Origin of the sequence: Aedoeadaptatus nemausensis (genome assembly GCF_903819165.1) — a bacterium.
Lineage (GTDB): Bacteria > Bacillota > Clostridia > Tissierellales > Peptoniphilaceae > Aedoeadaptatus > Aedoeadaptatus nemausensis.
In genome coordinates this window covers 202,120-222,566 of the sequence record NZ_CAIJCS010000019.1, presented here as the reverse complement: position 1 = coordinate 222,566, position 20,447 = coordinate 202,120, and the positions used below count along the sequence as shown (strand labels likewise).

Annotated in this window: 21 protein-coding genes, 3 pseudogenes and 1 riboswitch; of the genes and pseudogenes, 22 read left to right on the top strand and 2 right to left on the bottom strand. The window is 45.7% G+C overall.

What is annotated here, in order from left to right; all coding sequences use genetic code 11:
* Position 1 precedes the first annotated feature (1 nt).
* From PEPTYR26121_RS05710 to thiC, 8 genes are all read left to right on the top strand, one after another.
* Positions 2–763, top strand: a complete 762-nt coding sequence (locus PEPTYR26121_RS05710) for a thiazole synthase (protein WP_180500132.1) — start codon at positions 2–4, stop codon at positions 761–763.
* Between the two features lie 10 nt (positions 764–773).
* Positions 774–1,940: a 2-iminoacetate synthase ThiH gene (thiH, locus tag PEPTYR26121_RS05705; RefSeq protein ID WP_180500130.1), complete on the top strand. Its 1,167-nt coding sequence runs from the start codon at positions 774–776 to the stop codon at positions 1,938–1,940.
* The gene (thiE, locus tag PEPTYR26121_RS05700) at positions 1,937–2,551 is read left to right on the top strand and encodes a thiamine phosphate synthase (RefSeq protein ID WP_180500128.1); all 615 of its coding nucleotides are present in this window, start codon (positions 1,937–1,939) and stop codon (positions 2,549–2,551) included. Before thiH ends, thiE begins: the two co-directional genes overlap by 4 nt.
* Positions 2,552–2,582: 31 nt before the next feature.
* Positions 2,583–3,329 carry an EFR1 family ferrodoxin gene (locus tag PEPTYR26121_RS05695; protein ID WP_180500126.1) on the top strand — a complete coding sequence of 249 codons (747 nt, stop codon included), beginning with the start codon at positions 2,583–2,585 and terminating at the stop codon, positions 3,327–3,329.
* 112 nt (positions 3,330–3,441) lie between these two features.
* Positions 3,442–3,537: riboswitch (TPP riboswitch) on the top strand.
* Between the two features lie 66 nt (positions 3,538–3,603).
* The gene (gene thiM / locus PEPTYR26121_RS05690; protein WP_180500125.1) at positions 3,604–4,419 is read left to right on the top strand and encodes a hydroxyethylthiazole kinase; all 816 of its coding nucleotides are present in this window, start codon (positions 3,604–3,606) and stop codon (positions 4,417–4,419) included.
* Complete coding sequence (locus PEPTYR26121_RS05685) at positions 4,419–5,105, top strand: thiamine phosphate synthase (protein ID WP_180500123.1); 687 nt, start codon at positions 4,419–4,421, stop codon at positions 5,103–5,105. Before thiM ends, PEPTYR26121_RS05685 begins: the two co-directional genes overlap by 1 nt.
* Positions 5,102–5,875, top strand: coding sequence for a bifunctional hydroxymethylpyrimidine kinase/phosphomethylpyrimidine kinase (gene thiD, locus PEPTYR26121_RS05680; protein WP_180500121.1), 774 nt, complete (start codon positions 5,102–5,104; stop codon positions 5,873–5,875). The genes PEPTYR26121_RS05685 and thiD overlap by 4 nt, the downstream gene beginning before the upstream one ends.
* Before the next feature lie 2 nt (positions 5,876–5,877).
* Positions 5,878–7,179 carry a phosphomethylpyrimidine synthase ThiC gene (thiC, locus tag PEPTYR26121_RS05675; RefSeq protein ID WP_180500119.1) on the top strand — a complete coding sequence of 434 codons (1,302 nt, stop codon included), beginning with the start codon at positions 5,878–5,880 and terminating at the stop codon, positions 7,177–7,179.
* A 91-nt stretch (positions 7,180–7,270) separates the two neighbouring features.
* On the opposite strand, the gene PEPTYR26121_RS05670 is transcribed toward thiC, so the two are convergent.
* Both PEPTYR26121_RS05670 and PEPTYR26121_RS05665 read right to left on the bottom strand, forming a co-directional pair.
* Positions 7,271–8,071, bottom strand: a complete 801-nt coding sequence (locus tag PEPTYR26121_RS05670) for an IS3 family transposase (protein ID WP_246285905.1) — start codon at positions 8,069–8,071, stop codon at positions 7,271–7,273.
* Positions 8,072–8,112: 41 nt separating this feature from the next.
* Positions 8,113–8,541: a helix-turn-helix domain-containing protein gene (locus PEPTYR26121_RS05665; protein WP_180500117.1), complete on the bottom strand. Its 429-nt coding sequence runs from the start codon at positions 8,539–8,541 to the stop codon at positions 8,113–8,115.
* Here PEPTYR26121_RS05665 and PEPTYR26121_RS09280 point away from each other — a divergent pair.
* From PEPTYR26121_RS09280 to PEPTYR26121_RS05605, 14 genes and pseudogenes are all read left to right on the top strand, one after another.
* Positions 8,489–9,408: pseudogene (locus PEPTYR26121_RS09280) on the top strand (recombinase family protein). The gene PEPTYR26121_RS05665 and the pseudogene PEPTYR26121_RS09280 overlap by 53 nt on opposite strands.
* 411 nt (positions 9,409–9,819) lie before the next feature.
* Entirely contained in the window at positions 9,820–9,963 is a 144-nt protein-coding gene (locus tag PEPTYR26121_RS09155) for a hypothetical protein (protein WP_246285904.1), read from the top strand.
* A 21-nt stretch (positions 9,964–9,984) separates the two neighbouring features.
* Positions 9,985–10,206: pseudogene (locus PEPTYR26121_RS09150) on the top strand (recombinase family protein); the annotation flags it as partial.
* Between the two features lie 43 nt (positions 10,207–10,249).
* Positions 10,250–10,927 carry a recombinase family protein gene (locus PEPTYR26121_RS09145; RefSeq protein ID WP_246285903.1) on the top strand — a complete coding sequence of 226 codons (678 nt, stop codon included), beginning with the start codon at positions 10,250–10,252 and terminating at the stop codon, positions 10,925–10,927.
* Positions 10,911–11,402, top strand: a complete 492-nt coding sequence (locus PEPTYR26121_RS09140) for a hypothetical protein (protein ID WP_246285902.1) — start codon at positions 10,911–10,913, stop codon at positions 11,400–11,402. The genes PEPTYR26121_RS09145 and PEPTYR26121_RS09140 overlap by 17 nt, the downstream gene beginning before the upstream one ends.
* 110 nt (positions 11,403–11,512) lie before the next feature.
* Complete coding sequence (locus PEPTYR26121_RS05645) at positions 11,513–12,103, top strand: MptD family putative ECF transporter S component (RefSeq protein ID WP_180500114.1); 591 nt, start codon at positions 11,513–11,515, stop codon at positions 12,101–12,103.
* Positions 12,104–12,109: 6 nt separating this feature from the next.
* The gene (locus tag PEPTYR26121_RS05640; protein ID WP_180500112.1) at positions 12,110–12,838 is read left to right on the top strand and encodes an energy-coupling factor transporter transmembrane component T; all 729 of its coding nucleotides are present in this window, start codon (positions 12,110–12,112) and stop codon (positions 12,836–12,838) included.
* Positions 12,835–14,304: an ABC transporter ATP-binding protein gene (locus PEPTYR26121_RS05635; RefSeq protein WP_180500110.1), complete on the top strand. Its 1,470-nt coding sequence runs from the start codon at positions 12,835–12,837 to the stop codon at positions 14,302–14,304. Before PEPTYR26121_RS05640 ends, PEPTYR26121_RS05635 begins: the two co-directional genes overlap by 4 nt.
* Positions 14,301–15,263 (top strand): helix-turn-helix domain-containing protein, encoded by a 963-nt coding sequence (locus PEPTYR26121_RS05630; RefSeq protein ID WP_180500109.1) that lies wholly within the window; start codon positions 14,301–14,303, stop codon positions 15,261–15,263. Before PEPTYR26121_RS05635 ends, PEPTYR26121_RS05630 begins: the two co-directional genes overlap by 4 nt.
* Before the next feature lie 117 nt (positions 15,264–15,380).
* Positions 15,381–17,168, top strand: coding sequence for an ABC transporter ATP-binding protein (locus PEPTYR26121_RS05625; RefSeq protein ID WP_180500107.1), 1,788 nt, complete (start codon positions 15,381–15,383; stop codon positions 17,166–17,168).
* A complete protein-coding gene (locus PEPTYR26121_RS05620) occupies positions 17,169–18,917 on the top strand; it encodes an ABC transporter ATP-binding protein (protein WP_180500105.1) in 1,749 nt (582 codons plus the stop codon). It abuts the gene before it with no gap.
* Between the two features lie 54 nt (positions 18,918–18,971).
* Entirely contained in the window at positions 18,972–19,469 is a 498-nt protein-coding gene (locus PEPTYR26121_RS05615) for a hypothetical protein (RefSeq protein ID WP_180500104.1), read from the top strand.
* Between the two features lie 172 nt (positions 19,470–19,641).
* Positions 19,642–20,019 (top strand): annotated as a pseudogene (locus tag PEPTYR26121_RS09275) (Eco57I restriction-modification methylase domain-containing protein); the annotation flags it as partial.
* A complete protein-coding gene (locus PEPTYR26121_RS05605) occupies positions 19,974–20,447 on the top strand; it encodes a hypothetical protein (protein WP_180500102.1) in 474 nt (157 codons plus the stop codon). The pseudogene PEPTYR26121_RS09275 and the gene PEPTYR26121_RS05605, both read left to right, overlap by 46 nt.

Here is a 20,447-nt window from a genome sequence, read left to right as displayed (position 1 = left end):
AATGGATAAGTGGACATTAGGCAATAAGGAATTTACCTCTCGCTTTATTTTAGGATCGGGAAAATATGCGCCGGAATTAATCGACGCCGCCGTAGAATGTGCCGGCGCCGAAATGATTACCGTGGCCTTAAGACGGGCCAACACCGCCGATGTTAAAAATATTTTAGACTACATACCTGAAGAGGTAACGATCATCCCCAATACCAGCGGCGCGAGAAATGCCGATGAAGCCATTCGCATCGCCCGTCTCGCCAAGGAAATGGGCTGCGGAAATTTCGTAAAGATCGAAATTATGCGGGATTCCAAATACCTCCTTCCCGACAATGCGGAAACCTTAAAGGCCACGGAAGTTCTCGCAAAAGAAGGCTTCGTCGTCCTGCCCTATATGTATCCCGACCTGAACTACGCCCGAGATATGCGCGACGCCGGCGCCGCATCCATTATGCCCCTGGCCGCCCCCATCGGGAGTAATAAAGGACTTTCCACGAAAGATTTCATTCAAATCATCGTCGATGAAATCGACCTTCCCGTCATTGTGGACGCCGGCATCGGCAGACCTTCTCAAGCGGCGGAAGCCATGGAAATGGGCGTCGCCGCCATTATGGCCAATACCGGCATCGCCACGGCATCGAATATTACTTTAATGGCGGAAGCATTTAAAAAGGGAATTGAAGCGGGCCGTTTGGGATATCTTTCCAAACCCGGTCGCGTTTTGGATCGCGGCGCCGATCCCTCTTCTCCCTTGAGAGATTTCTTCGAATAAGAGGTGGACTATGCCTACTAATGGAAAAGACGTGCGGGATTATCTTCCCGACATGGATCAAATTTCCGAAGAGATCCCTGACAAAATCGAAGCATCTTATAGAGAACAACGGGAGCGGACCGTTACGCCGGCCGATGTGCGGGCCGTGCTCCAAAAAGATCGCCTCACCCCCGACGACTACTATGTCTTACTGAGCGATGTGGCGGAAGAATTTTTAGACGAAATGGCCGTCAAGGCGCGCATGCTGCGCCGCCAATATTTCGGCGACAATGTGAACTCTTTCTCCCCCCTTTACATCGCCAATTACTGCGAAAACGGCTGCCGTTACTGCGGCTTTAATTCGAAAAGCGGCATTAAACGGGCCATGCTTACGGAAGAAGAGATCGAAAACGAAATGAAGGCCCTGGCCGCCGAAGGCATCGAAGATGTTCTGATCTTAACCGGTGAATCGGATAAATTTTCTCCCATCGAATACATCGAAATGGCCGTTCGGCTGGCGAGAAAATATTTCCGCGTCGTAAGTCTTGAAATCTATCCCGCCAATGTTAAAGACTATGAGCGTCTTCAAAAGGCGGGGGCAGATTTCGTCACCGTCTTTCAGGAAACCTACGATCCGGAGAGCTACTCCTACTACCATCCCCACGGCCACAAGCGGAGCATGATCTACCGCATGAACACTCAGGAGCGGGCGGCCATGGGCGGCATGCGCGGCGTAGGATTCGGCGCTCTCTTCGGGCTGAGCGATCCTTTGAGAGACGCCTACTCTATGGGGCTTCACGCTTTCTTACTTCAGAGAAAGTATCCCCATCTGGAAATCGCCATCAGCCTCCCGAGAATTCGCCCCACCCACGGTGCGGAAGATGTGGACAATACTAATCGCATCGACGAGAAAAAGCTCATGCAATTCATTTTGGCCATTCGAATCTTTATGCCCTTCGCCTCTATGACTATCTCTACGAGGGAGCGGAAGGAATTTAGGGACAAGGCCATGTATTACGGCGCCACGAAAATTTCCGCTTCTGTGGACACGGGTATCGGCCGCCGCACGGAAGAGCACGAAGAAGACGAAGGGGAAGAGCAATTTGTCATCGCCGACAATCGTACCCTGGATGAAATCGAAAAAGATTTGGCGGAGGAAGGGCTCTACGTCCTCCGGAACGATTATATTCGCCTATGAAGAAGCTCTATTTTGTAACAAACTCAGAAGCCTTCGAAGAGGAGAAAGACTTCTTCCGATCCGTGGAATCGGCTCTTAAAGGAGGCGTGGACTACATTCAACTCCGGGAAAAAAACAGAAGCGATAAAGAGGTGCTCCGCTTGGCAAGGGAATTAAAAGCCATGGCGGACGAATATGACACGCCCCTTATCGTCGACGATCGCATCGATGTGGCCTTCGCCGCCGGGTGCGGCGTTCACCTCGGGGCGGATGATTTACCCATTTCCGTAGCCCGAGAAATTCTAGAGAACGACGCCATTATCGGCGCCTCCGTTAAAAGTGTGGAGCGGGCCCGCGAAGCGGCCGAGGAAGGGGCGGATTATTTCGGTACAGGGGCGCTCTTCCCCACGAAGACGAAGGTCATCACCAGGCCTACGAGTCTCGAAACTTTCAGGGCCATTAAGAGTGCCGTGGAGGTGCCGGTCTTCGCCATCGGCGGCATTAACGAAGAGACGCTCCCGAAATTAAAGGGCCTTCCCATGGACGGAATCTGCGTCGTGTCGGCCATTCAATATGCGGAAGATCCGGAGCGGGCAGTAAAAGAACTTCGAAAGCTCCTGGAAACCGTGTAATATGCTATACTCCTTGTAAAGGGGGAGTGGAATGATTTATTATTTCAGCGGCACGGGAAACAGTCGCCACGTGGCGGAAGTGCTCGGCGAAAAACTGGGAATGAGCGTGGTGGATCTCGGCAAAAAAATAAAAACCGGAGATATGGACGGTATTCAAGACGACGCCATGATCGTGGTGACGCCGACCTATTGTTATCGCATGCCGCGGATCGTGGAAGACTATCTGTGCGGAGTTTCTATTTCGGCGAAGAAAGCGTACTTTGTATTGACCTACGGCACGACACCCGGAAACGCCGCCCATTATGCCGAGAAACTTTCCGAAAAACTCGGCGTGCCCTACGGAGGGACCTTTTCCGTGGCGATGCCTGAAAATTACATCGCCATGTTCGATGCGCCCGGGGCGGAAGAATCGCGAGAAATTATTCAAAAGGCGGAGAACAAAATCCGGGACGTGGCCCACACAATAGAAAAAGGGGAGAATCAAAAAAATTCTTCATCGTGGACGGGCAAAGTATTGTCCTCTATTAACGGAATCTATTACAGTCTTTTCGTAAAGGCGGATAAATTTTACGCAAAAGACAATTGCATCGGCTGCGGCGAATGTGAAAGGCGATGCGCCCTCGCCAATGTAGTTATGGAAGAAGGGCGGCCGACTTGGCTCGATTGCTGCACCCACTGTATGGCCTGCATCAATTACTGCCCGGTGGAAGCTATCGAATACGGAAAGAAAAGCGAAGGCCGTTTCCGCTACACATTTGAAAAGGTGAAAGAAAAATAAAATTAAGGCGACGAAGAGGTATTTTTGAATATCCGTTGCCTATTTGGCGTGTTCAAAATCAGTGGCCCTTTATTGACAAAGTACTTTCTCGGTGGTAAGGTTTCCTTAATCGAATATATGCAAGGGGGACTTTGACGTTGAGAAGGTAGAACCTGACCCTATGAACCTGTGAGTTAATACTCGCGTAGGAATGCGTGGAATATGATATGAACATGGCAAGAAGTATCTTCTCAACGGAGAAGGTACTTCTTTTTTTGTGCTAGGAAGGTTCAAAATGAAAGAAATCAAACAAGCTCTCGTCAAAGCGGGAGACGATGTACGAGCCACCGGGCCCATGGCCCCTTCGATTACGAATTTTGTCACCATCGATTTCGTCGCCAATGCGCAGATCGCCGTAGGCGGTTCCGCCGCCATGGTCTACATGCCCGATGAAGGGGAAGTAATGGCCGAAATCGCAAACTGTATTTACATCAATGTAGGTACGCTCATGCCTTCTCACGGCGACACCATGGCCGCCGCGGCCAAGCGAGCCTACGAAAAATCCGCCTATGTACTGGATCCCGTCGCCATCGGCGTCGGCGAGCTGCGCACGAAGCTATTGTCGGATATGAAGGAGTATCCGCCGAAAATCGTGCGGGGCAATGCCTCGGAAATTATCAGTCTCGCGAAAATGTGGGGTCTTATCGATTCCGATAAAGGCTCTGTTCGCGGCGTGGACTCCACGGATACGGTGGAAAGTGCCAAAGCCTCGGCGGAAGCCTTGGCTAAATTCACAGGCGGCGCCGTTTGCGTTTCGGGGAAAGAAGATATCGTAACCGACGGCGAACGTACGGTGCGCTCCTTCGGCGGAAGCGAATATTTCGCCCGCATTACGGGAAGCGGCTGTTCCCTAGGGGGCGTGTGTGCCGTTTATGCATCGGTAACCGATCCCTTTACCGCCGCCCTCGCCGCAACCAACGCCTATAATGTGGCGGGGAAAATAGCAGAAAGGGAGGCGAAGGGAACGGCAAGCTTTAAAGTAGCCTTCCTCGACGCCCTTTCCAATTTAGCGGGAGAGGACATTGCAAACTGCGAAATGGAGGTATTGTAATGGCCTTCAGCATCGAAAAATATCTCGTCGTCGGCCCGGAAAATACATTGGGCCGCCCGGTATCGGACATTGTGCGGGACGCCGTGGAAGCGGGCTTTACCTGCGTGCAAATCAGAAGTAAGGTAGCCAGCGCAAAAGAAATGATCGCCCTCGCCGTGAAAGTATCGGATCTTCTGAAGACCATGGGAAAATCCGACGAGGTAACTCTCCTGATCAACGACCGCTTGGACGTGGCTCTCGCCGCTCGGGAAGCCGGGGCGAAAGTGGACGGCATCCACGTGGGTCAGACGGATATTCCCGTGTCGGTCTGCAGAAAATATCTGGGAGAAGACGCGGTGATCGGCCTTTCCGCTCCTACCGGCGATCTGACCCGCTATGTTCGGGAGGGGAATTTTAAAGACGTGGATTACTTCGGCGCCGGCCCTCTCCACGAAACGGCGACCAAGAGAGATTGCGGCTTGGACGATGAGGGCAATATCATTTACCGCACCCTCGATGAAATTAAAAAACTCGTTTCCATTTCGCCCCTGCCCATTACCATCGGGGGCGGCGTCAAGGCGGAAGATATGAAATCCTTAGTGGAAACCGGCGTCGACGGATTTTTCGTCGTCTCCGCCATTGCATCGGCGGAAGACCCGAAAGCCGCGGCGGAAGAATTAGTAAGACGCTGGGAGGTTGCCAAATGAAGACCATGATGACCATTGCAGGAAGCGATTCCTCAGGCGGCGCGGGAATTCAGGCCGATATAAAGACGGCGACGGTCCTGGGCGTCTTCGCCACATCGGCCATTACATCCATAACTGCACAAAATACCACGGGGGTAAAAGCTGTTTACGACCTGTCTCCTGAAGCGGTGGCCTCGCAAATGACGGCGATTATGGAAGACATTCCCCCGGATGCCGTAAAAATCGGCATGGTGTCTTCGGAAAAGATTATAAAAACCATTGCCGACAATTTAAAAGATTATGAAGGCCCCGTAGTACTGGACCCGGTCATGGTGGCAACCAGCGGATCTCCTCTTTTAAAAGAAGAGGCGGAAGCCACGCTGAAGGAAGTTTTAATGCCCATCGCCACCTTGGTAACGCCCAATATTCCCGAGGCGGAGCGGCTTATTTCAAAAAAAATCACCACCATCGACGAACAGATCGAGGCGGCGAAAAAAATCGCCGAAGATTACGACGTGGCGGCTCTCGTAAAAGGGGGCCACGGGCTGGGAGATGCCGTGGACATTCTCTACGACGGGGAAGTACACCGCTTCAAAAAGCCTATGCTGGACAATCCCAATACGCACGGTACGGGATGCACCCTGTCTTCGGCCATCACATCCCATTTAGCCTTAGGCTATTCGCCTGAGGAAGCCGTGAAGCTGAGCAAAGAGTACGTTTTCGACGCCATCGCCGATGGCTTAAATTTAGGACATGGGCACGGACCCATTAATCACATGGTAAGGAGATAAAAATGAACTACGCGACACAAATGGACGCCGCAAGAAAAGGTATTATTACCGAGGAAATGAAAGCCGTTGCTGAATACGAAAACCGCGATGTAGAAGATATTCGTCGCTGGGTGGCGGAAGGTAAGGTAGCCATTCCCGCCAACAAGAACCACAAATGCATTAAGCCTACGGGCATCGGCAGCATGTTAAAGACGAAGATCAATGTTAATCTCGGCGTATCCAAAGACGTCTCCGATCTCGACGAAGAACTGAAGAAAGTGCAATACGCCGTCGATCTCGGTGGCGACGCCATTATGGACCTTTCCACTCACGGCGATACGAAAATCTTCCGCCGCAAATTGACCTCGGAATGCCCTGCCATGATCGGCACCGTGCCTATTTACGACTCCGTCATCTACCACCAAAAAGACCTGGGCCAACTGACGGCACAAGATTTCCTCGATGTTATTCGCGCGCACGGGGAAGACGGCGTGGACTTTGTAACCCTTCACTGCGGTCTTACAAAGCGCACGGTGGAACAATTAAAGCGTTTCGGCCGTACGACTAATATCGTCTCCCGCGGCGGTTCCTTAGTCTTTGCATGGATGAGCATGACCGGGAACGAAAACCCCTTCTTCGAGTATTACGACGAAATTTTAGATATTTGTAGAGAATACGACATGACCATCTCCCTGGGCGACGGGGCGCGCCCCGGATGTCTCGCCGATGCGGGGGATATTCTTCAAATCGAAGAGCTCGTGCGTTTAGGCGAATTGACCCTCCGCGCATGGGAAAAAGATGTACAGGTCATGGTGGAAGGTCCGGGACACGTGCCCCTCGATCAAGTAAAGGCCAATATGGAAATTCAACAAAGCCTATGCCACGGCGCTCCCTTCTACGTACTCGGGCCCATCGTTACCGATATCGCTCCGGGCTACGACCACATTACCGCCGCCATCGGCGGGGCTGTGGCAGCTATGAGCGGCGCCGCATTCCTCTGCTACGTAACCCCGGCGGAACACTTGGCTCTTCCCAATGCGGACGATGTTAAACAAGGCATTATGGCGTCGAAGATCGCCGCTCATGCCGCCGATATCGCCAAGGGTATTCCCGGCGCCCGTGATGCCGACGACCGCATGGGCAAGGCCCGTCGAGAATTGGATTGGGATGCCATGTTTAAAGAAGCTATGGATCCCGAACATGCCAAGGCCGTACGGGACGACCGCTCCCCGGAAGTAGAAGAAACCTGCTCCATGTGCGGTAAATTCTGCGCCGTTCGCAGCATGAACAAGGCCCTCGCCGGAGAAGAAGTAGATATTCTGTAAAGAGACCGAAAAGGATAGAGTGACCCCATAAAGTTGGACTTAATCGAGTAAGCATTTCGCTTGCTCGATTTTGTTTTACATAACTTATTTTCTATGCGGATTGCATGCCTTCACGGTATTGTTTCGGACTCAAACCTCCTAACTTTTCTTTGATTCGATCGTTGTTGTAGTAGCGAATAAAGCACTCGATGGACCGGACGAGTTCTCTCCGGCTTCGGTAGACATAGCCGTCATAGATTTCTCTTTTCAAGACGCTAAAGAAGTTTTTCATGGGTGCGTTGTCGTAGCAGTTGCCTTTTCTGGACATGCTTTGGAAGATGTGGTGTTCTTCCAACATGGCTTGATAGGCGGTCATTTGGTAGCCCCACCCGCGATCGGAGTGGAAGGTGCGTCGGTAGGGGCAGCTGCTCGTCCGTTCAATGGCTTCTTCTAAGCCTCGTAGCATGGTGTCGCCGTTGGGCTGATCGGAGAGGACGTAGCTGATGATTTCCAGATTGTACAGGTCCATGTACGGATCGAGGTAGAGTTTCTTTGTTTGAAGTTTCCCGGTTTGATCTTCTTCGTAGTATTTAAATTCTGTGGTGTCGGTGGTAATTTTTTGGTAGGGGATGGAGGTATTAAAGCGTCGATTGATTCGATTCTTTTTGATGTTGCCGATGACGCCTTTGTACGAGTTGTACTTCTTGTATTTTCTTCCATAGGAGTGGACTTGAAGGTCCATCACCTGAACCAGTCGCTGGACTTTCTTTTTGTTGACCGCCCAACCCCGGTTCTTCAACTCCAGGTGGATCCTTCGGTAGCCGTAGTCTTTGTGTTCGCGCCGGATAGACGAGATTTCATCTTTTAAAGCTTGGTTTTTATCTTCTGCGCACCACTTTTTCTGCCAGTACATAAAGGTGGATTTGGGAAAGTTGATGGCGACGAGGATCTCGGTTAGTTGGAATTGTTCTCAGAGTTTGGCGACGATCCTCGCCTTTTGTTCATTGCTTCTTCCCGTTCCAAACTCCTTAGCTGTTCCCAGAACATCTTTTGGATGGTAAGTTTCCGATTTTCTGCTTCTAATTCCTTGATGCGGTTTTCCAATGCTTCCCGTGTGGATGCATCAAGAGGTTCGCTCTCGTTTAAGGGTTTTCTGGTCTGTTTGCGATCTTTATTCTTCGTCACAGGTCTCCCTCGCTTATGTGGTCGCAGACCCTCAAGACCCTCCTCTCGGTACTGCCTACGCCAGTTAACGATCATGGATGGATTCGTTAAACCGAGCTCAAGGGCCAATTGTTGGAAACTGCATTCGCTCGTTTCGTAGCGTGTAATGGCTTCTAACTTAAACTCTACACTGTACGCACGTTTATTTCTAGAGCGCAACGTTAAATGGACCAACCGAAAACGCATGTCCGAAGGAAACCCGAACGCGCGAAATAGCATCTATGGCTACGGCTGGAAGGATGACACCCTGGTTGTTATTCCTGAAGAAGCAAAGATCGTACGGCGCATCTTTCAAAACTTCCGTGATGGAAAATCCCGCCTTGATACCGAGTGTGAATTTGCAGAGGAAGGCATTACAACCAGAAAGAGCAACCGCTGGACGGACTCCAATATTAAGGTTGTTCTGATCAATGTCACTTATACGGGAAATTTGCTTTGTCAAAAAGAGTTTGTCGAAGATCCCATTACCAAGAAGCGCAAGAAAACCACGGTGAGCTTCCTCAGTATTTCATCGCAAACATCCATGAAGCGATTATCGACAAGGAAACTTTCGACTATGTGCAAGAAGAGATAGCAAGAAGACGTGCTCTGGGACCTCGGGCAAACAAGAGCCTGAATATCTACTGCTTAACCGGAAAAATCAAATGTGAGCTGTGCGGGAAAAGCTATATGCGAAACGTCCGAAACAACCGTGCCAAGCACTCCAATCTTGGGGATAAAGTCATCAGCTGGGTATGCGGCATCAGCAAGAAAAAGTACAGTACGTGCTCGGCAAAAGCCATCCCGGATCGAATCCTTAAAACTTGCTGTGCCAAAGTGCTCGGTCTTGAGGATTTTGATGATGCTGTTTTTAATGAGCAAATCGATAAAATCACGGTACCCAAACAAAGGGTTCTCATTTTTCATTTCAAAGACGGTCACAGCGTCACCGAAACTTGGGAAAATAACGCTAAAAAAGGATCGTGGGATGATGTGGCGCGCAAACGCGCCTCAGAATATAGGCGCACTCATGCCATGAAACGCTAGGACGTCACCTGCTTTTCAACTAAAATCCGACGCGAACATTGCGGATGCAATTTTTGCGCACAAACACAAAACTGTTCAACATCTCCCAGCGAAAACGCACATACTGGCGATGTGCCGAACATAACGGCTGTGACACCAAAGGATTCAGAGACGACTTTTTGCGCTCACTTACCGCAGAGGTATTAGGTCTTGATGCATTCGATGACGCTATTTTTCTTTCGAAGATCAACTATATCAGCGTCCTTAGCCGAGAAGACCATATCTTTCATTTTTATGATGGAAAGGAAATTGCTCGCAAGCTGATCCAACCCACGCACGAAGGACACAAGTGGGAAGAGGAACAGCATACGAAGCATCCATCAAAGAATGCCACGCGTCAGAGCGGCACAAACCGATACGAAAGGAGAAGCTATGGCCAAACATGTAACCACGATACCCGACAGCATCAAACCTTTCTCCAAAACACCGCTCACCACTTCACGCAAACGCCGCATGGCAGCCTATACCCGCGTCTCAACGGACTCCGATGAGCAGTTTACCAGCTACGAGCCATAGGTAGACTGCTACACAAATTACATTAAAGCCAGAAATGACTGGCAATTTGCGGGTGTCTACACCGACGAAGGGATCACCGGTACCAATACCAAAAAGCGAGAGGGCTGCAAACGCATGGTCAAAGATGCCCTTGACGGAAAAATAGATCTTATCGTCACCAAATCGGCCTCGCGTTTTGCCAGAAATACCGTGGACAGCTTAACCATTATCCGAAAGCTTAAAGAGCACGGCACCGAGTGCTTCTTTGAAAAGAGAATATATGGACCTTTGACTCCAAAGGCGAGCTTTGATTATCATCATAAGCAGCCTTGCTCAGGAAGAGTCTCGCTCAATATCCGAGAACTGCACCTGGGGTCAAAGGAAGCGCTTTGCTGGCGGCAAAGTGACCGTGCCCTTCAAACGTTTCTTAGGCTATGACCGCGGAAAAGACGAAAACCTCGTCGTCAATCCCAAACAGGCAAAAATCGTCAAACGCATCTATGCGATGTACTTGCAGGGAAAAACCTACCACCTCAATGGAAAGGCTCTGACCGAAGTCGGTATTCCGTCACCTGCAGGAGAACCTCGCTGGAACCCAAGTAACATCAAATCCATCCTTACCAACGAAAAATACAAAGGCGATGCGCTCCTGCAAAAGTCCTTTACCATGAACTTTCTTACCAAAGAGCACAAGACAAACGAAGGCGAAATTCCGCAGTACTATGTTTCCGGAAACCACGAAGCCATCATTGAACCGGAGGTGTGGGAACTCGTACAACGCGAGATGGAAAGACGCAAAAACGAAAAAGGAAGACACAGTGGCATGAGACTTTTCTCCGGTAAGGTCTACTGCCGAGAATGCTGTACAAGGCTCGGTTCAAAAGTCTGGCATTCCAACGACAAATACAAGCAGGTCATTTGGCAATGCAACAGGCACTGCAAGAAAAACTCCCCCTGTAAAAAACGGCGTGCATCTTACCGATGAGGAGCTAAAAGCCGCCGTCCTTTCTGTGGCCAACAAGCTCATAGAGAATAAAGATGAGATTCTTAATAGCTTTCATGAGATTGTCGGAGGCGTTTATGATACTCGTACCTTGGAAGGCGAAAAAGCCAAGCTGGAAAGTGAGATGGATGTCTGTGCCAAGATGATTGAAGACTTCATCCGCCAAAATGCCTCCATCCCGCAAGACAAGAGCGAGTACCGAGCAAAGTACGAGGATATGGAATGCTTCTACAATGAAAAAAAGGCGGCCTTAGCGAAGGACGAAGGAAAGCTCAAAAAGATGCAGGCGACAAAAGCCGATATCAAGTTCTGCCTGAAGCAGCTACAAAAACAAGACAGGCTTCTGCAAACATTCGATGAACAGAGCTTCTGTGCTCTTGTAGATCATATCACGGTGTATGGAAAAGACGATATCCGCGTGATATTTAGAAACGGCTCAGAAATCAAGGCTCTATAAAATGTCCGAATGGAGCTTTTTATTTTAATCAGGGTTGAATGAAATGCCCTTAAAGAGGTTTAATCAAATGTGCTAAGTCAGCTTATTCTAACTCAAAGGAGGTTAATCGTATGAAAAAATCATCTGGCATTAAAGCAAAAGATTTGATCACTACAGGTATTTTTACTGCCATTATGTTTGCTCTTTGCATGTCAGTAGCAATGCTGGGTTACATACCAATATTTATTCCGCTTTTAGGCATCATCGTGCCGCTTATTGACGGTATTCCGTATGTGTTGTTTGTGAGCAAAACGAAAAAGTTTGGGCTTATAACCATTATGGGATTTTTGCTTGGACTACTAATCGGGGTCATGGGAATGGGCGTATATGCACCTTTCACCGGACTTATCGCAGGCCTTTTAGCGGATTTGTTATTAAAATCCTCGGATTATTCCAGTGCAAAAAAAGTAATTCTCAGCAAAGGTATTTTTTCAATATGGCTGATCGGCAACTATATTCCTATTGTTATTAGCCGTGATGCTTATTATCAAAATTTAGCACAAGGCGGTTACGGAAAGGCATATGCGGATGCACTTATGAAGCTTATCCCGGACTGGAGTTTGATCCCATTACTTGTAGGCATGTTTATCGCGGGCATCCTTGGTGCTTTGATTGGACGTTCCCTTCTAAAAAAACAGTTCGAACGCGCCGGGATTGTTTAATCTATCATGCAGCCTATTCAAACGCGATCAAAAAAAGAATTTCTTGATCCTCGAACAAAAATACTTCTTGTTTTTACCATCGCTGCTGTCGTTGTGGGAGGAGGACATGGATATTGGCTGGCTCCGATTCGAATACTCCTTATATCCGTTCCCTTTATACTGTTTCTTATTGAAAGCAGGTGGAAATATGCCTCCATATATGCCATTTTATTCATAGCGGCCTATGTAGGGCAGATATATCTTTTGCCGCTCGTTACCGGATTTTTAGGTTTTCTGTTGGTGGCTTTTTGCGGTATTTTTGTTCGCATGATGCCGGGGCTTGCCATGGGTACCTATTTGCTCAGCTCAACGAAAATCAGCGAGTTTATGGCAGCAATGGAACGCATGCGTGTACCTGCCCAGATTACGATTCCACTTTCCGTTGTTTTTCGCTTTTTTCCTACCATCTTGGAAGAGTATCACGCCATAGCCGATGCAATGAAAATGAGAGGCATCTCTTTAGATGGTTCAAAACCGTGGAAAACTGTGGAATATCGTCTGGTTCCGCTGATGGTGTCCTGCGTAAAAATCGGTGACGAACTTTCCGCATCTGCTTTAACACGTGGCTTAGGCGCGCCGATTAGGCGCACCAATGTCTGTAAAATTGGATTCCATTTGCAGGATATACTATTTCTGATGCTTTGCCTGGTTAGCTTGTGTGTACTTATCTTTTATAAGATTGGAGGTTCGTCATGATAGAAATAAGAAATTTTTCTTTTTCCTATACATCCTCTGACCAAAGTACAGTTAAAAATATCAATCTGAGAATCCCTGACGGTCAATGCGTTCTTTTAACGGGAATGTCCGGATGTGGTAAGACGACCATAATACGAGCTTTAAATGGACTTATTCCTCATTACTATGAAGGGAAAAGTTTGGGAAGTGTATCTGTTTTTGGTAAAAGTCCACAAACGCTTGCTCTGTATGAACTCGCGCCGATTGTTGGCTGCGTATTTCAAAATCCCCGCAGCCAGTTTTTTAATGTAGATACGGATAGTGAACTGGTTTTTGCCTGTGAAAATTTAGGTATGTCAAAAGAAGATATTCGATTGCGCTTTAACAAAATCGTATCCTCTTTGCATGTTGAGAGATTGATGGGAAAGAGTTTGTTTCATCTTTCTTCCGGAGAAAAACAAAAAATTGCTTGTGCCTCTGTGGCTGTGCTTTCTCCCAATCTTGTTCTTATGGATGAGCCAAGTGCTAATCTTGATTTTTCCGCTATCGCAAATTTGCAAGGGATGATACAATTTTGGAAAGATGAGGGAAAAACAATCGTTATTGCCGAGCATCGCATCCATTATTTAAAAAATTTAGTGGATCGTGTGGTATTGCTTGATGCCGGCGAGATGATCGGAGACTATCAAGGCGTTAAGTTTTTCGAGTTACCGAGTTCGTTTTATGAAACGCATGGGATACGTATTCCGGACATAAAACAGCTTTCATTTGGAGCTTCTGATCCATTATCGCCGACGAAAGATTTTTTAGAGCTTTACGATGTGAATTTTTCCTACCACAATACGCAAAGCGTATTGAATATTCCGAAGTTTCAACTTCCTCTGGGAAGGGCAACAGCTCTCATAGGTTCAAACGGTGCCGGCAAGTCCACTTTTGCCAAACTTCTTTGCGGACTGGTGAAAAAAGATAAAAGCAAACTGATCTATAAAAACAAGACTTTTCCACCTAAAAGAAGACGTGATCTGACCTATCTTGTGCAACAGGAAGTGAATCATCAGTTGTTTACAGAAACGGTTATGGAAGAGCTTTTGATTTCTCAGGAAGAAGAAAATCATTCTGCAGCCGAGGCAATACTCCAAGAACTCCATCTGGATGGCTTTAAAGATGAACATCCCATGTCTCTTTCAGGAGGGCAAAAGCAGCGTGTTGCAGTAGCCTCCGCTCTGATGAGTAATCGAGATGTTTTAATCTTTGATGAGCCGACCAGTGGTCTTGATTTGGAAAACATGCAGCGTTTTGCACAAATTATAAAGAGGATAATTCTTTTAGGAAAAACATGCTTAATTATTACTCATGATCCGGAGTTTATCGCTCTTGCCTGTCAGCATATTGTTGAAATGAAGGATGGGCGAATTAAGGAGCAATATGATTTGAACCAGACGACAGTGCAGAAATTGCAGATTTTTTTTAGAGAGGAGGAGTCATGACAATGAACGCCCTAGGCAATATGGGAGATAATATCAAAATGCAGAAACGAGAAGATGGCAGTTCGATCTTTTTTTTGCATGATGAAACCGGCTCGGGGACGATGACTTGCTACTCCCTTTTCGAAGGCGTCTTTGTACTTTTTAATGACTTTCATCTCAAAACTTGTTACTCAGCTTTCAAGCCACATCAATCGATGTTCACCATTGATTACTGTAAAGAAGGAAGAATAGAAAATAGCATTCATCCGGAAAAGTACACTTATATCAGTGCTGGTGATTTGCAGATGGAAGTACGCACCCAGCATTACGGAGAGTTTTACTTTCCACTTAAACACTATCACGGAATCACAATCAGCATTCTATTTCCACAGGGTTCTGAGACGATAAGGACATTATTAAACGGATTTCCGGTAGATGTGGAAAATTTGAAAAACAAATTCTGTAGAACATCAAAAGGCTATGAAACCTTTATTATGCGGTCCAATCCACAAACGAACCATATCTTAGCCGAAATTTATCAAATTCCTGAAAAAGATAGAGTGCCTTATCTGAAAATTAAGGTATTAGAACTTCTTCTTAATTTGGATGGTATGGATATTTCTTTGGCAAAACAACAAAACGACTTTTTAAATTTCGCTCAAGTAACTAAGATCAAATCTTTGGAAAAAAGGTTGACTTCACATCTTGACCGATTTTATACGTTAACCGAATGCTCGAGTTTCATTGATATGCCACTCACATCTATGAAAAAAGCGTTCAAAATTATTTATGGAAAATCGATTTATGCCTATATGAAAGAGTATCGCGTTAATGTAGCGGCTTTGCTCTTACAAGATTCATCGAAGAGCATACTTGAAATTGCGAATGATTTAGGCTACCAAAACCCATCCAAGTTTTCAGCTGCCTTCAAGTCCCTTCGTGGATTAACGCCACGAGACTATAGAAAAACTCTTGTCTGAACGGGGTTGTTTTCCCATTAGAGGGTGGAACGGACCACACCTTATTTCATAAACTGTTGTAGAGAATACGTTGAATTCTCTTCGACCAAAACAGTTTTGAAATGAGGTGTTTTTATTTTGAAAAGCAAAAAAAGAATATTGCCGATTATTCTGTCTTTTGCAGACAGTGCGAAACCACAGTTTATACTATCTATTCTATTTGCCGTGCTAAGCGTTTTCTGTGGTTTTTTGCCTTATTTTGGGATCTATCAAGTCCTTCTTGTGTTTTTTTCAAAAGTACAAGATAGCAGTCAAATTTCTGTGCATTCACTTGTCCCTTGGTTCCTTTTGTGCGTCGTAGGATATGGCCTTAAAGTCTTGTTTCACACAATCTCAACGAATCGGTCTCATCATGCCGCCTACCATATTCTTAAAAATATACGAAGCCGACTGACCGATAAATTAATGCGATTGCCGCTTGGAACTGTAACAGGAAAAACCGCCGGTGAACTCAAGAGCATTATTGTTGACCGTGTAGAAACGATTGAATTACCTTTGGCACACTTGATTCCGGAAGGCTTATCGAATCTGATTTTTCCTGTTATCGTATTTATTTTCATGCTGGTATGGAATTGGAAAGTCGCATTGGCATCTGTTGCCTGCATTCCTTTTGGCGTGCTCGCCTATGCGATCGTCATGAAGACATTTAACAGCAAATATGACAGCTATATGAAAGCTTCTAAAAAAGTGGACAGTGTGATTGTGGAATATGTGGAAGGCATTGAGGTTGTCAAGGCTTTTAATCAATCCAGTAAATCCTATAAAAAATATACGAATGCGATTACGTCCTTTAAAGATTTTACTTTAGATTGGTTTCGCTCCACTTGGCCGCTGATGAATTTTGCAGCGGCGATACTGCCGAGCACACTGTTAGGCATTCTTCCGGCAGGTATCTTGCTTTATGCTACAGGAAATCTAACACCTGCTGAACTAACGCTTACCATCATCCTTTCCTTAAGTCTGGTAGGCCCCGTTTCATACTTTACGACAGCTGTCAACAGCTATAAATCCATTGAATACGCTCTGCTGGATGTTCAGAAAATCTTAGACTTGCAAGAGCTTCCGGAAGAAAAAGAATCGAAAGAACTGTCCGGTTATGACATTTCATATAAGGATGTCACATTTTCTTATGAAGAGGCTCAAGCACCTATCGTTAAAGATTTTTCTTTAGAAATACCCGAGGAATCTTTCGTAGCTTTGGTAGGTCCTTCCGGCGGAGGAAAATCTACCTTATCTCGATTGCTTTTGCGTTTTTGGGATGTGAATCAGGGATGTATTTGTATCGGAGGAAAGGATATACGCTCTTTGCCACTTGAACAGCTCTCAGGACTCATCAGCTATGTTTCTCAGGATAATTTTCTTTTCAATATGTCCCTTTTTGAAAATATCCGCTTAGGCAATCCGGCCGCAAAAAAAGAAGAGGTGTTTCAGGCTGCTCATATGGCACAATGTGAAGAGTTTATTTCACGTTTAGAACAAGGTTGGGACACGCCGGCTGGAGAAGCGGGGGATAAACTGTCGGGCGGTGAAAAACAGCGTTTAGCGATTGCCAGAGCAATACTAAAAGATGCCCCTATCGTTGTTTTGGATGAAGCAACCGCATTTACTGATCCGGAAAATGAACTTCAACTCCAAAAATCGATTAATGAACTAACGCGTGGCAAGACGCTGTTAGTGATTGCCCATAGGCTTTCTACCATAAAAAATGCCGACAAAATCGTTGTTTTGCAGGAAGGCACAAAAGTGGCGGAAGGAACGCAGAATGAACTTCTGAAGGCTTGCTCGCTTTACCGCTCCATGTGGGAAGCACATGTTGGGGCCAAAGCATGGGCGGCATCCAATCAAGAGAAAGGAGCGGATAAATAAATGTTTACCATGATCAAACGTATCGTTGATTGGACAGGTTCTTATAAAAAAAGATTTTACTGGGGCATCGTCTGGTCGTTATTAGAGAATTTCTTTATTGCGTTTCCCTTGATGGGAGCGGCTTATGTTCTGAACCTTATGCTGCAGGATACGGCAGGGCTCAGGAGTTTGCACACAAAGGAAGCTTTATGGGCGCTTTTGTTTATGGTTTTCTGTGTTTTAGGTCGTTTCTTCTTCTCCTTTCTGCGGGCTGTTTTTCAAGAAAGCATTGCTTATGAAAAAACAGCCGAGGAGCGCATCGAGATAGGCGATATATTAAAGCGAGTTTCCCTTGGCTTTTTTGATCGTCACAAGACCGGTGAAATTGCGGGAGCAGTTACAACCGACTTATCTGTTTTAGAATTGTATGCCATGAAGATGACGGATACGGTTATCGGAGCTTGTTTGCAGACTCTTGCCATGATTCTATGCATCCTTTTTTTCTCATGGAAAGTGGCAGCTGTTGCTTTAGTGGGTGTATTATGCTCTGCATTTTTCCAGCGCCGACTGGTGAAAGATAGCCGGGCAAACACAGCGGTGCGCCAGAAAGCCAATGATAGCATGATTAACGCAACACTCCAATTTATCCGTGGAATAACGGTTATTAAATCATATGGGAGATCAGGAAGCGCCGTTGCGGAACTACAAAAATCTTTTTCCGATCAACGTGACATCAACATCAAAATAGAAAATGCTTACATGTGGACGAACGGTCTTTATCAGTTAAGCCTAAAATTGACCTCCGTAGCAATCGCTTTTATGGTATGCCTTCAAACCATTCACGGTGAAATTTCTCTGCCTATCATGCTCATGATAGTGATCTTTTCATTTGTTATGTTTGCTCGTTTGGAAACGGTAACCGATGCTTCTCACACCTTGGAAATGATGCGAGCAGCGCTGGACAAACTTCAAACAATTAAGACGGCAAACTATATCGACGAAGATTCAAAAGACATCGTTTTAAACAATTTTGATATTTCTTATCAGAACGTATCTTTCGCTTACGATCACAAAAATGTTATCGAGAATGTGAGCTTTTCTCTTCCCGAAAATTCAACTTTAGCCATCGTGGGACCCTCCGGTTCCGGTAAAACAACACTCTGTAATTTGCTTGCCAGATTCTATGATGTCAATCATGGGTCTATTTCTATCGATGGACATGATATCAGAGAAATGACTTGTGATACTCTGCTGCAATATATTTCGATCGTTTTTCAGCATGTCTATCTGTTTCATGACACGATATTGAACAACATTCGTTTCGGCAGACCGGAAGCCAGCATCGAGGAGATTAAGGAAGCTGCCAAAAAGGCCGCTTGTCATGAATTTATTGAGAATTTACCAAACGGCTATAACACGATGCTTGGCGAAGGCGGATCGACACTTTCAGGAGGAGAAAAACAACGCTTATCCATTGCTCGTGCAATACTAAAAGATGCACCTATTGTTATATTAGATGAAGCAACTGCCAGTGTTGATCCTGAAAACGAGCATTTAATTCAACAAGCCATATCCGCTTTGGTCAAAGGAAAAACATTGATCGTTATTGCCCACAGGCTAAACACAATACAGTTCGCTGACAATATTTTAGTTATAGACCAAGGAAAGCTGGTACAGCAGGGAACGCATGAACAGTTAATAGAAGAAGAAGGAATATATAAAGATTTCCAGAAAATACTCAATAAGACAAGTAACTGGCAACTCAGTTGAACAAATTTATTTTAATTTAGCAACTTCAATTATTATTAAAAGGGGGACTCCTGCATGCTCATGTTTGCAGTCAGTCCCTTTTGTTTTAGGGTTAGCGCATTAGTTTTCGTACCTCTTGTTCATTTTCGTAACTCTGAGTATGAGTTTCGTACCCTAAGCGGCTGTGCCGTTAAAATGTATAAAATTTATTGTTTTGTTCTCGTGAATATGCACATGAGCGACACACTCGGTGGATGGGACTTCTGGGATGAACAGTATAATGAAACCTCGGACACAACTCGTTTCGTAAACCGAGGTGAAGTGACAAAGAGAACCTTTGGCAAGAAGGATGCACAGATTCTTGAAATCAACAGTAAAACAGGTCTTTATCCTCTTTATGTCACATATAGCTGCTACAGAACAAAGCTTGATGCATTGGGGGATAAAAAGCTGTCTCTTGAAAAAAAGCAGGCACTCTGGAACAAGGCTGTTGAAGAGAATGTATTTGTCATCTGTAAAACACCAATATCGAAGGCAATCACCAACAGAACACTTACAGGGTATAGCAAGTAAAAGGTAAATGCCCATTGCTTTGATGACCTATCAAATACTATAAGAAATAAACCCGATCAGTTCCGCAAACGTGTGCTCCGTGGAAACTTCTGGGGAAAGGAGTAGGTGAAATGAATTTGATGCCGTAGTTGGAAATCTGTCATATTAGGAAGAAGGAGCAAACAATAATAAGAAAGCTCCTATCTATCCTTATTTCTGGGATGGCGCTACTGCTATATCTAAAGTGGTGTCTTTAATTATGCCGGCTCGTTTCTTGTTTTATGCTGGTCAAATAGCTAAAATTTGGAACAAGAAAATGCTAGATGACTCGCATTTAACAGTGATAGGTTATTTTGGTGATTCAAAGGATGTATTCCCATCTGTTGGTATCAAAGGCGGTGTAGCTATTCTTTTAAGCGATGACTATACTGATTATGGATCTATTAAAAAGTTCATTCCTAATGAATTGCTAAGATCGTTTTCACAGCATTTCCATAAAATGTTAAATACAACCTATCGTCTATTATGTATGGAGGTCGTTCAGACCTCAAATTTAATGATTGTTTCTTAAAGGCTCATCCTGATTCGGCTGATGCAAGAATTAGGGCAATTCAGAAAAAATATCCTGATGTAACTTCTTTATCTACTAATGAAGAATTTGAACTTAAATCTTCTTCATTTGATGTGATTGATTTTGCCTTTTCCGATAAGTCCAAAGCTTGCGTAAGCCATTACAAGCTTTTAAGTTTATTAGAAGGAAAACGAGTATATCGATGTATTGAAAGAAAGTATAAGACTCCTAGATATCTAGAAAATAATAATATCGATAAATTCAAAGTTTTTGTTCCTAAATCAAACGGCTCTGGTGCTTTTGGTGAAACACTTAGCACCTCAGGAGTTGCTATTCTGGGAGAATCTGCAACACCAACATTTATTAGTATTGGATGCCTAGATACGGAGCTAGCAGCTCAGAACCTTTTGAAATATGTAAAAAACTAA

Coding starts and splice junctions, on each gene's coding strand:
- PEPTYR26121_RS05620 (WP_180500105.1), top strand. CDS start 17,169: ATGTTTACCATGATCAAACGTATCGTTGATTGGACAGGTTCTTATAAA.
- PEPTYR26121_RS05630 (WP_180500109.1), top strand. CDS start 14,301: ATGACAATGAACGCCCTAGGCAATATGGGAGATAATATCAAAATGCAG.
- PEPTYR26121_RS05640 (WP_180500112.1), top strand. CDS start 12,110: ATGCAGCCTATTCAAACGCGATCAAAAAAAGAATTTCTTGATCCTCGA.
- PEPTYR26121_RS05605 (WP_180500102.1), top strand. CDS start 19,974: ATGTATGGAGGTCGTTCAGACCTCAAATTTAATGATTGTTTCTTAAAG.
- thiC (WP_180500119.1), top strand. CDS start 5,878: ATGAACTACGCGACACAAATGGACGCCGCAAGAAAAGGTATTATTACC.
- thiD (WP_180500121.1), top strand. CDS start 5,102: ATGAAGACCATGATGACCATTGCAGGAAGCGATTCCTCAGGCGGCGCG.
- PEPTYR26121_RS05645 (WP_180500114.1), top strand. CDS start 11,513: ATGAAAAAATCATCTGGCATTAAAGCAAAAGATTTGATCACTACAGGT.
- PEPTYR26121_RS05710 (WP_180500132.1), top strand. CDS start 2: ATGGATAAGTGGACATTAGGCAATAAGGAATTTACCTCTCGCTTTATT.
- thiH (WP_180500130.1), top strand. CDS start 774: ATGCCTACTAATGGAAAAGACGTGCGGGATTATCTTCCCGACATGGAT.
- PEPTYR26121_RS05685 (WP_180500123.1), top strand. CDS start 4,419: ATGGCCTTCAGCATCGAAAAATATCTCGTCGTCGGCCCGGAAAATACA.
- thiE (WP_180500128.1), top strand. CDS start 1,937: ATGAAGAAGCTCTATTTTGTAACAAACTCAGAAGCCTTCGAAGAGGAG.
- PEPTYR26121_RS05670 (WP_246285905.1), bottom strand. CDS start 8,071: ATGTACTGGCAGAAAAAGTGGTGCGCAGAAGATAAAAACCAAGCTTTA.
- PEPTYR26121_RS05635 (WP_180500110.1), top strand. CDS start 12,835: ATGATAGAAATAAGAAATTTTTCTTTTTCCTATACATCCTCTGACCAA.
- thiM (WP_180500125.1), top strand. CDS start 3,604: ATGAAAGAAATCAAACAAGCTCTCGTCAAAGCGGGAGACGATGTACGA.
- PEPTYR26121_RS05615 (WP_180500104.1), top strand. CDS start 18,972: ATGCTCATGTTTGCAGTCAGTCCCTTTTGTTTTAGGGTTAGCGCATTA.
- PEPTYR26121_RS09155 (WP_246285904.1), top strand. CDS start 9,820: ATGGCCAAACATGTAACCACGATACCCGACAGCATCAAACCTTTCTCC.
- PEPTYR26121_RS05695 (WP_180500126.1), top strand. CDS start 2,583: ATGATTTATTATTTCAGCGGCACGGGAAACAGTCGCCACGTGGCGGAA.